Here is a 10,461-nt window from a genome sequence, read left to right as displayed (position 1 = left end):
ATATCGTGGCTTACTAAGACGATGCTCATCTTAAATTCATCATGAAGCGCCAATAAATAGTTTTGCAATTTTTCACGCATGGCATTATCAAGTGCGCTTAGTGGCTCATCAAGCAGTAAAATTTCAGGCCTTCTCATAACTGCACGTGCAAGTGCTACGCGTTGTTTTTGGCCGCCAGAAAGGGTGCTAATCTTTGCATTTTTGAGGCTTGTTAGACCACAGATATCAATAAGTTTATTTGCTAGGCTTACGTCATCTTTTGCAAAGAGTAAATTTGCGGGCAGTCTAATCACAAATCCGCTCTCGCTCTCCTCAAACGTGATTTCAGGCGAGCCGCTAGCGTGCAAAAGCTCGTTGATAGAGCGCAGCGTCTGCTCGAAATTCGACTTCACGCCCGTGCGTTCTTTGTTTGAGGTGGCATGGTCGTCTTGATTTTGCTCGGCGCTCACATCAGGCTTTGCGCCGCCCTCAAGCACACCTAGCGCTCCGTTTAGCGAGCCGATCGCGGCCTCTAGCTTCTTTGCGTCCATCGTACTCATCGAAAGAAGCAGTACGAAAAAGCAAAGCAAAAGCGACATCAAGTCGCCAAACGCCGCAAGCCACTCGGGCAAGCATTTGGGGCAGTCGCTTGGATCGATTAACTTTTTAGCCATTTTTTCTACTTATCAAACTGACTAACGCGGTCTTTAGGCGGCAGAAACGATAGCAGTTTCATTTCAAGCGTCCTAGGGTTGTCGCCTGCCTGGATAGCCATTATGCCCTCTAGCATCAACACCTTTGCCGTGCCTTCATCCTTGTCGCGGATGCTTAGGATGTTTGCCACGGGCGAGCCTAGGATGTTTCCTATCATCGCTCCGTAAAGCGTCGTGATAAGAGCGACCGCCATCGACGGACCGATAGCCGAAGGATCGGACATGTTCATTAGCATCGCAACCAGGCCGATGAGCGTACCGATCATGCCCATCGAGCCCGCAAAACCCGCGATTTGTTCGAAAATTTTGATATTATCGCCGTGCCTCGAGCTAGCCTGCTCCATATCTATCTCAAGTAGAGATCTGATGGCGTCCGGTTCGTTGCCGTCAACCGCCATAGATAAGCCTTTTTTTAGAAACGGATCGGTTTCGTTATTTGCGTCGCTCTCAAGCGCCAAGATACCGTCGCGGCGAGCTTTTGTAGAGTACTCGACCATTTTTTTTACGATTTCGGGCAGATTATAGGTTTTTGGTTTTGCGGCAATACCGTAAAACGTGCCTAGCTTTTTTATCTGCTCCATCTTAAAGCCGATCATCAAAGCGCAAATCGTGCCGCCAAAAACGATCAAAACCGAGGGAATATCGATATAAGCTCCGATTCCGACGCCCATTTGCATCGAACCGAGCAAAAGCACCATAACAACTATCCAACCGACGACGCTACCTAAATCCATCTTGAACTTTCCACCTATAAAATTTGGTTTGTATTTTAGTTTTTTTTAGTTGAAAAAACAGTTAAACTCAGGCTAACTATTTGCAAAATACGTTCCAAACCGGCATAATTTTTTTCAAAAACCGCATTTTGGTTTAAATTTCGATTTTTGCGCGCTTTGGGAGATAAAATTTATCCTAACGTTTATAGGCGCGATTTTAGGCATAAATTCGGCTGATAAGGCGGCAAATCTACCGCCTTTACTAGAGTTAAATTTGATCTATTTTAAGGTAAAATTTTAAGTATTGAGGCGCAAAGCTAGGCTAAGCTTAGCTAAGCTCTTTTTGGCTTAAACGCCCTTTTTGCCGTCATATAAAATCCGCTAAATATAAAAAGCACCATCAAAAGCGAAACCGCCGACCACAAAATTTTACCTGCAATCCCGAAAAAATATCCCGTATGCAGCTGGTAGTTCGCGCTTTTTACCATGCCGGCCGTTATGCCCTCGGTTTGCTTTTGTTCCGTCATCTTGCCCTCTTTTACGTCTACGGACGTCATTTTAGGAAAAGCCGTACTAGGTGCGTCAGGCTCGTAGTATCTGACGTTTATCTTATCTCCGGCTGCTAGCATCAAGCTAAGTTCTTTATACTCCGTGCCGCTTGATTTAAATATCTCGTAAGCTCTCTGCGCATCGCTAAATTTATACTCGGCGCTCTTTTTAGCCTCGTCTTTTACGGGAGCCGGCTTAGACTCGTTTTGGGGCATATTTTGCGAACTGACGAAAAGTTTCATTTCCATATCGCTATACCAGCGGTACGACCACGTCAGACCCGTTAAACAGATAACTAGATAGATTACCGCGCTTAAGGCGCCTAGGCTCGTGTGCAGGTTGTGAAAAAGGGCGTATTTTTTGAGCTTAAAATTCGGCGTGATAGCTGCGGAAAATTTTTGCTTAAGGCGTGGGAAATGCAGCCAAACGCCGCTTATCACGAGGATTATCATAGCAACCGTGCTTGCGCCCACTATTTGCTTGCCGACCTCGCCCGCAGTTTTGTCGCCGCTTAGCGCAAGGCCTAAATTTCGGTGCAGCGACATAACCGTGCGCACGAAAGCGGTGCCGTAGTCCTTGCCGATTATTTGCGCGGTATAGGGATTAACCAAATACGCTTCGCTCCTATTAGCATAAATTTTGACCGCTTCGTTTTCGCTTTTTTGCAGCACTAGCCTTGCGGGCTGTTTGACACCCGTTTGCTCGCTAAAGCTTTGCAAAATTTTCTCCACGCTTAGCATTTCGCCGGTTTTTTCGACCTTGACGGAGTTTAAATTTATAAGCTCCTCAAGCTCGTTTTGATACGACAAAATCGCGCCCGTAACGCCGATAAGAAGTAGCGGAATAGTAAAAACTATCGACAAAATCAGGTGGAGATTAAACAAAAGTTTATTTTTCCTAAGCATTTTTTTAAAAAATGAAAACAAACCGTATCCTTTATTGTAAATTTGATTTTGATTATGCTAAAAGGTCGTGATTATATTGTTTAATCCTTAAGATTTTGTTAATCGCAAAAACCTTAATCCCGCATTTAGCAAATTTGAGATAAAATCGCTCAAATTTAAACAAGGAAAAAAGATGAGCGATATCGGCGTAGTGGTGCTTGCCGCGGGGCTTGGCACGAGGATGAAATCAACCAAACCAAAGGTGCTTTTCGAGCTTTGCGGAGAGCCGATGATTATCCATATTTTGCGCAAGACTTATGAGATCAGTAGCGACGTGAGCGTGGTTTTGAGCTATCAAAAAGAGCTAGTGGAAGCCAAAATCAAAGAAATTTTCCCCCAAACTAAAATTTACGAACAAAATTTAAAAGAGTTCCCGGGCACTGCGGGCGCGCTAAAAAACATCCCGCTAAGTAGCGAAAAAACGCTGATTTTGTGCGGAGATATGCCGCTTATCAAAACCAACGACCTAATCCGCCTAAGCGCGGGCAACTCAGACATCGCGCTAAGCGTTTTTGAGGCCGCAGACCCCTACGGATACGGCCGCGTGATCATAAATAACGGCAAAGTAGAAGCCATCGTCGAGCAAAAAGACGCGACCGAGACGCAAAAAATGATAAAAAGCGCAAATGCCGGTTGCTACTGCTTTAAAAGCGAAGTTTTGCGCGAGATTTTGCCTCTCATCGGCAACGAAAACTCGCAGAAAGAATTTTACCTAACCGACGCGATAAAAATCGCAAACGAGCGCGGTCTAAAGTGCTGGGCTATCAGCGTCGAAGAGCAAAATTTCATGGGCATAAACGATAAATTTCAGCTCAGCATAGCAGAAAATTTGATGCAGGAGGAGATCAAGAAAAATTTGATGAAAGCGGGCGTGCTCATGCGTCTGCCAAATAGCATTTACATCGACTCTAGAGCAAAATTTGAAGGCGAATGCGTCATCGAAGAAAACGTAAGCGTCATCGGAGAGTGCCTCATTAAAAACTCCGTCATCAAAAGCGGCTCGGTCGTAGAAAACTCCGTCATCGAGGACTCTGACGTCGGCCCGCTAGCGCACCTACGCCCAAAATGCGAGATCAAAAACACTCACATCGGAAATTTCGTCGAGCTAAAGGCGGCGAGACTAAACGGCGTCAAAGCAGGCCATCTAAGCTATCTGGGCGACTGCGAGATCGGCTGCGGCACAAACGTAGGCTGCGGCACGATCACGTGCAACTACGACGGCAAAGCCAAGCACAAAACGATCATCGGCAAAAACGTCTTTATCGGCTCGGACACCCAGCTAGTTGCTCCCGTAAAAGTCGGCGATGATGTGCTAATCGCCGCGGGAAGCACCGTAACTAGCGACGTACCCAGCGGCGCGCTAGCCATCAGCCGCACGAAACAGGTAAATAAAGAAGGCTTTTTTTATAAATTTTTTAACGGCGCAAAAAGCGACGAAAATGCTAAAAAATAAAAAAATTTTGCTCGCGGTTTGCGGCAGTATCGCCTTTTACAAGGCTTATGAAATTTTATCCGCGCTAAAAAAAGAAGGCGCGGACGTGCGGGTTATGCTTAGCGACGGAGCGCTCAAATTTTGCTCGGAAGCGGGCTTTGAAGCGCTGTGCGAGCATAAAATTTTAACCTCGCGCACGGAGAGTTGGCAGGACGGGCTAAATCACATCGCCTACGCCAAAACCGATCTAATCCTCATCGCGCCAGCCTCCGTAAATACGATAAATAAATACGCAAGCGGGATCTGCGATAACGTCTTTATGCAGACGCTCGTAGCCTCGGACGCGCCCGTCTTGATAGCGCCCGCCGCAAATAACAAGATGCTTGAAAATCCCGCCACGCGAGAAAATATCGAAATTTTACGTAAACGAGGCGTAAAATTTATCGATCCCGTAGAAAAAATATTAGCCTGCGGCGACACGGGCAAAGGCGCGCTGGCAGACGTTTCTACGATCGTTTGCGAAACCAAAAGAATGCTAACAAAGCCAAAATTTAAAGGACAAAAGGTGGTCGTAACGGGCGGCGCCACGAGCGAAAAGATCGACGACGTGCGGGCGATCACGAATTTTTCTAGCGGCAAGATGGCAAAAGCGCTGGCGGACGCATTTTACTACGCGGGCGCGGACGTGACGCTCATAGCTAGCTTTGAGACCGCAAACGCGCCCTATAAAACGCTAAAATTTCAAAGCTCGGCGGAGTTAAAAGATCTGCTACGTGCAAATTTGACGGACGCAAATTTACTCGCGATGGCGGCTGCGGTTAGCGACTATGCTCCAAAAACCAAATTTGAAGGCAAGCTAAAAAAGCAAAACTTAGGCGAAATTTGGACGCTAGAACTAGCGCAAAACGAGGATATTTTAGGCTCTTTGGCGGATTTTAATAACGTCAAAAAAATCGGCTTTAAAATGGAAACGGACGCCGCAAACGCCATGCAAAACGCAAAAAATATGCTTGAAAAAAAGAGCCTCGACGCCGTTTGCCTAAACGTGCTTGGCGGCGAGGTAAATTTCGGCTCGGATAGCACGCAAATCACCTTCATAACGCATCGAGGCGCACAAAATATCGCGCTAACGTCCAAAGAGGATGCGGCGCGGCAAATCGTAAATTTAGCAAGCACGCTATGATAAATCCTGTCTCACGAGTGCAAAAAATCGCAAGCGGCGGCGCTGGCACGGCTCTAAACGCGAGCCTACCTATCAGCATCAAAGTCGCCGAAAAGACGGGCTATAATCGCTACAATCTCAAAATGGGCAACAAAATCCTAAGCACGAAAAGCATGAAAAGCCTCGACGTGGACGGCGAATACTGGGGCGAGATCGCAAGCGGCACCGAAAATATCGTGATAAGAAATCTCTTTAAAAAGCCAAATTTAGCCTACGCCGCGCCTGAGGGACTCGCGCTGATAGAAAGGCTGATAAGCGAGCCCGATCTAAACTGGTTTTATGAATATATATTTAACGGACTTAGCGCGGCAGACTCGCGGGAATCTTTTGAAAATCTAGCTCAAATGCTACTTGCGCTACAAAAAAATATCATTAATATTTCGTTTGTTTATAACGGCGCAAAAGGCGTTTTTCAGATGAAATTTGACGGAGCTAAAACGAGTCAAATTTACCTCGTTTTTTCAAATTTTGCTCCGATTATTTTTACGCTAAAAGGCGCCAGGATAATCAGCGCGCAGACGCCGTTTGACAAGGTCGCTAGGCTCTTGCGAAATGAATTTGACTGCGAAGCGCAAACGACGCAAAACATCGCCGCTTTTTTTGATCCAAGCGGCAAAATAATTGATTTTAAGGGCTAAAATGAACGAGCTAAATCACCTAGCTATCATAATGGATGGCAACGGCAGATGGGCTAAGCGCCGCGGTTTGCTGCGCACTAAAGGGCACGAAACGGGCGCGAACGTCGTGGAGCAGATGTGCGAGTTTTGCATCGACGAGGGCGTGGCGGTGCTGAGCCTATACGCATTTAGCACCGAAAACTGGAAGCGCCCAAAAAGCGAAGTGGCGTTTTTGATGGAGCTTTTGCATAAATTTTTGCTCTCAAAACGCGAGAGTTTTATCAAAAACGGCATCAAATTTAACGTTATCGGCGACGAAAGTCCACTAAGCGACAAGCTAAAAAACGAGATACACAGTATCAAAAACGCAACCGCGCAAAACTCTAGGCTAAAGCTAAATTTGGCGCTAAACTACGGTGCTAAAGATGAAATTTTAAGAGCTTTTAGGAGATTTTGCGAGAAAAACGGAGGAAAGTTTGACGCCCAAAACCTAGCCCTAAATTTAAGCGAAGATAGCCTGCAATGCTGCCTCGACGAGCCAGCACCTATCGACCTTCTCGTGCGCACCGGCGGCGAGCAGAGGTTGTCAAATTTTATGCTTTGGCAGGCTAGCTACGCCGAGTTTGCCTTTACGCCCACGCTTTGGCCAGATTTCACGCGCGAGGAGCTAGCCTTGATAACGGCTAAGTTTAAGAAAAAAGACAGAAGGTTTGGCGGACTATAATTGAGCTTTTAGCTGCCGCCCTCTTTTAAATTTACCTCTTTTTATTTTACCCGCTCGCAAAAAAGGCTTTTAAATTTTACGAGCCAAAAGCCTTGCCGCAACGCCGTTTTGCATAAGTTTTTAACCCAAATCTTTAAATTTAAAATCATTCAAGGCAATATTTCGCTAAAATCGCCTTTAAATTTTTGCATTTTATATTTTTGCGGCGCAAAAAACGAGGCAAATTTAGATCAAATTAACGCGACAAATCAGCAATTTTACGCAAAGATTATCTTTTAAAACGTCGCGGCTTGGTTTAAAAAGCTCAGTTTTGGCGCAAGCTCGCAAAAACGGAATAAATTTAAATTGGAGAGTTATGTTTTTTGCCGTTTTGTTTTTTATATTGGGTGCCGCAGTCGGCAGCTTTAGCAACGTCCTAATCTACCGTATGCCGCGCGGCGAGAGTATAAATTTCCCCGCCTCGCACTGCCAAAGCTGTAAAACTCCGCTAAAGCCGTATCACAACATCCCGATTTTTGCGTGGCTGTTTTTGCGCGGCAGATGCGCGTTTTGCAGTGAAAAAATCAGCTTTCAGTATCCGCTCATTGAGCTTGCTAGCGCCCTACTTTGCGTGCTTGCGTATTTTTATGAAACGAGCAAGCTAGAGATGTTTGCAGACGGCTTTTACGCCGCTATTTTTAAGGCGGCGATGCTTGGTATCTGCTTTATCTTGCTGCTAGCGCTTAGCCTCATTGATTTTCGCTACAAAGCCGTTCCCGATCCCCTGCTTTTTGCTAGCGTCGCATTTTCGCTGCTTTACGGATTTAATCTCCCCGCCTCTTTTGACTCGGAGGGGCTTTTACAGGCCTTTGATTCGTTTATAAACGCCGCGATTTTTATGTTTGCTTTTTGGCTACTTCGCGCGCTCGTTAGCCTAGCTCTCAAGCGCGAAGCCATGGGCTCTGCAGATATTTTTATCGCAGGCGTTATGGGTGCTATTTTAGGTATCAAGCTAGGCCTCATGGCGATCTACGTCTCGGCGCTACTGACGCTGCCTGCATACGTTATCGTGCAAAAGCGCGGATACGAGCTGCCTTTCGTGCCGTTTCTAAGCCTTGCTACGCTTATCGTTTATGCGTTTAAGGATCAGTTTTTTTTACTCATGAGGCTCATTTATGGATAGGACGGCGCGCTATCTCTTATCAAACTTTCTAGGCACGTTCGCATCGCTATTTGCGACGCTTTTTCTCATCATGTCGATCGTGTTTTTTATACAGATCGCGCGTATCACCTCCTATATCGAGATTACGTTTTTAGAGCTTTTTAAACTTTATATGTTTATGTTGCCAAGAGTGCTGCTTTTTACCGTGCCGATCGCGTTTTTTGCATCTCTTGCGCTTGTTTTTTTCAGGCTTTCTCGCGAAAACGAGAGTATCGTGCTTTTTACGCTCGGATATTCGCCCGTTAGGATCGCTAAATTTTTCCTCATCGTTAGCGGCGCGGTTTCAGCCTTTCTCATCGTCACTGCGATAGTGCTGATCCCTACGGCTGCGGAGCTAAACTCAAATTTCGTCTCGTACAAAAAAACCGTCGCCAAGCTAAATTTAAAAACAACCGAATTCGGGCAAAAATTCTCCGACTGGATGGTCTTTATTCAAAACGAAAAGGACGATGAAAACGGCACTCTTTACGAGGGCGTGACGCTTTATTCGCCAAAAGAGGGCGCGCATAGGTTCGTTCTAGCTAAAAACGCTCGCTTAACTAATAGCAATGCCACGCTTGAGCTTACGCTAGCTGAAGGTAAAATTTACGATATCGGCGATACCTCGTGGCATAAAACGGACTTTGGCACGATGAAAATCCGCACCGTCCAAGAGGATAGCGTCGCGCAGACGAAGTCGTTTTGGCAGTATTGGCAAATGATGAGCGAGGATAAAAAGCGTGCCAAGGACTTTGCTACCTACGTTCTCATCGCGCTTTTCCCGCTAGCGACGACGCTTTTTGCTTTGAGTCTGGGCATCGTGACCTACCGCTACGAAAAGGGCTTTGTGTATTTTGGGATATTTGGCGTGCTATTTGGCTATTTTACGCTTATTATGCTCTTTAGTTCGCGAGTTTTTATCGCGATTGCGGCGATATTTTCGCTATTTTTTATCGCCTCGATTTTTAGCTTTAGGGCTAAAATTTTAAAAAGATACTAAGTGCGTCTTAAGCTCGTTTTTAGCTACGACGGGTCGAAATTTCAGGGCTCGCAGACCCAGCCGCACGAAAACGGCGTCGAGGACGCTCTGGGCGCGGCTCTAGCGCATGTGGGCATTTTTAGCAAGATAATCTCAAGCTCGCGCACCGATAAGGGCGTGCATGCAAACAACCAAGTAGCCTGCGTCGAGTGCGGCGAGCATTTTAGCGACTTTACGCGCCTAAGATCGCTCATCAACCGCCACGCTCACCCGGCCGTTCACGTTAAATTTATAAGCCGCGCGCAGGACTGCTTCCACCCGCGCTACGACGCTACGGCCAGAGCCTACCGATACGCCGTAAATCACGGCGAGTTTTCGCCTTTTTTGGCGCCTTACGAGACTTTTTTGCCGAGATTTGATCTAAATTTAGTAAACGAGCTGCTTGCGCTTTTTGTCGGAGAGCATGATTTTAGCGCGTTTATGAAGCTTGGCAGCGACGTCAAAAGCCCAGTGCGGAGCATCAAAAAAGCGTTTTGTTACGCGCGCGGCGAGCGGTCGATCATCGTTTTTAAAGCAAACGGCTTTTTGCGCGCCCAGGTTCGCCTCATGGTCGCTAGCGTCCTTAAGGCGCTAGAGCTTGCCAAAAACGGCAAATTTAAAGAAACAGACGCGCTGGAGTTTAAATTTGAATGCGCGCAGACGGCAAAACCGGACGGCAAGGCAAATTTAAACCAAAACAGTCGCGAAAAAAACTTAACCGTAAGCGACGAAAGCGTAAATTTGAGCGCCGAACACGCGGTTTGCGGTATCTCAAATTTTGACGCTACAAACTCAAATTTAAACAAAGCCGCAAGCATAGATACCGAAAAAAGTCGCCCAAAAATCAGCAACAAAAACTCAAGCGGTTGCCGCGATGCAAATTTTCTCAAAGCAAAAGAGCTTTTACGCCGAGCTATCTACGAGCAAAAGCCGCTCACGCGTATCCCCGCGCCGCCAAACGGCCTTTATCTAACCCGAGTTTTTTACGAATGATAAACCCAAAAATAAAAGAAGCCATCGCCGCCGTAACGCAAAAGCAAAAAGAGTGCAAAAAAGTAGTCAAAAAATACGCTACGTTTATGACTATAACGACTTTTATCGCGCCGATACTACTTTTTATTATTATGGAGCGACGCTTTGAAATATTCTTTCTTTCATTTGCAGTCATCCCGATATACGTCACGCCGAGGATTCCAAAAGTAGAAAAAACGCTGGAAGAGTATAGGAACTTCTACAAAAACGTTTTTATTAGCACGGTAGTTGCCGATATAGATAGTAATTTTACATACGAGCCTCAAAAAGGCATCAGTGCAAACGAATTTTATAAAAGCGGAATATACAGACGCGTAAATTTTTACGGCGAAGACCAA

The 10,461-nt window shown here is 46.0% G+C and carries 10 protein-coding genes and 1 pseudogene; 8 read left to right on the top strand and 3 right to left on the bottom strand.

The features are described from left to right. From RYL88_RS08580 to RYL88_RS08570, 3 genes are all read right to left on the bottom strand, one after another. A partial coding sequence (locus RYL88_RS08580) for a flagellar motor protein MotB (RefSeq protein ID WP_314990589.1) occupies nt 1-653 on the bottom strand: 653 nt, incomplete at its 3' end. Nucleotides 654-658: 5 nt separating this feature from the next. Next, the gene (locus tag RYL88_RS08575; protein WP_314399273.1) at nt 659-1,426 is read right to left on the bottom strand and encodes a motility protein A; all 768 of its coding nucleotides are present in this window, start codon (nt 1,424-1,426) and stop codon (nt 659-661) included. A gap of 311 nt (nt 1,427-1,737) precedes the next feature. Continuing rightward, nucleotides 1,738-2,880 (bottom strand): PepSY-associated TM helix domain-containing protein, encoded by a 1,143-nt coding sequence (locus tag RYL88_RS08570; RefSeq protein WP_314990587.1) that lies wholly within the window; start codon nt 2,878-2,880, stop codon nt 1,738-1,740. A gap of 151 nt (nt 2,881-3,031) precedes the next feature. On the opposite strand from RYL88_RS08570, the gene glmU reads away from it, so the two are divergent. The 8 genes and pseudogenes from glmU to RYL88_RS08530 form a co-directional block, all read left to right on the top strand. Then, complete coding sequence (gene glmU, locus RYL88_RS08565; RefSeq protein ID WP_314990585.1) at nt 3,032-4,351, top strand: bifunctional UDP-N-acetylglucosamine diphosphorylase/glucosamine-1-phosphate N-acetyltransferase GlmU; 1,320 nt, start codon at nt 3,032-3,034, stop codon at nt 4,349-4,351. Further along, entirely contained in the window at nt 4,338-5,513 is a 1,176-nt protein-coding gene (coaBC, locus tag RYL88_RS08560) for a bifunctional phosphopantothenoylcysteine decarboxylase/phosphopantothenate--cysteine ligase CoaBC (RefSeq protein ID WP_314990583.1), read from the top strand. The genes glmU and coaBC overlap by 14 nt, the downstream gene beginning before the upstream one ends. Beyond that, a complete protein-coding gene (locus tag RYL88_RS08555) occupies nt 5,510-6,190 on the top strand; it encodes a hypothetical protein (protein WP_002950177.1) in 681 nt (226 codons plus the stop codon). Before coaBC ends, RYL88_RS08555 begins: the two co-directional genes overlap by 4 nt. Before the next feature lies 1 nt (nt 6,191). After that, a complete protein-coding gene (gene uppS / locus RYL88_RS08550) occupies nt 6,192-6,893 on the top strand; it encodes a polyprenyl diphosphate synthase (RefSeq protein ID WP_314990580.1) in 702 nt (233 codons plus the stop codon). A gap of 355 nt (nt 6,894-7,248) precedes the next feature. Continuing rightward, entirely contained in the window at nt 7,249-8,055 is an 807-nt protein-coding gene (locus RYL88_RS08545; protein ID WP_314990578.1) for a prepilin peptidase, read from the top strand. Beyond that, nucleotides 8,048-9,073 carry an LptF/LptG family permease gene (locus tag RYL88_RS08540; protein ID WP_314990576.1) on the top strand — a complete coding sequence of 342 codons (1,026 nt, stop codon included), beginning with the start codon at nt 8,048-8,050 and terminating at the stop codon, nt 9,071-9,073. The genes RYL88_RS08545 and RYL88_RS08540 overlap by 8 nt, the downstream gene beginning before the upstream one ends. Next, entirely contained in the window at nt 9,074-10,084 is a 1,011-nt protein-coding gene (truA, locus tag RYL88_RS08535) for a tRNA pseudouridine(38-40) synthase TruA (RefSeq protein WP_314990573.1), read from the top strand. After that, nucleotides 10,081-10,461: pseudogene (locus RYL88_RS08530) on the top strand (hypothetical protein); the annotation flags it as partial. The gene truA and the pseudogene RYL88_RS08530, both read left to right, overlap by 4 nt.

It is taken from the genome of uncultured Campylobacter sp. (genome assembly GCF_963517995.1).
Lineage (GTDB): Bacteria > Campylobacterota > Campylobacteria > Campylobacterales > Campylobacteraceae > Campylobacter_A.
This window is presented reverse-complemented; position numbering and strand designations above follow the sequence as displayed.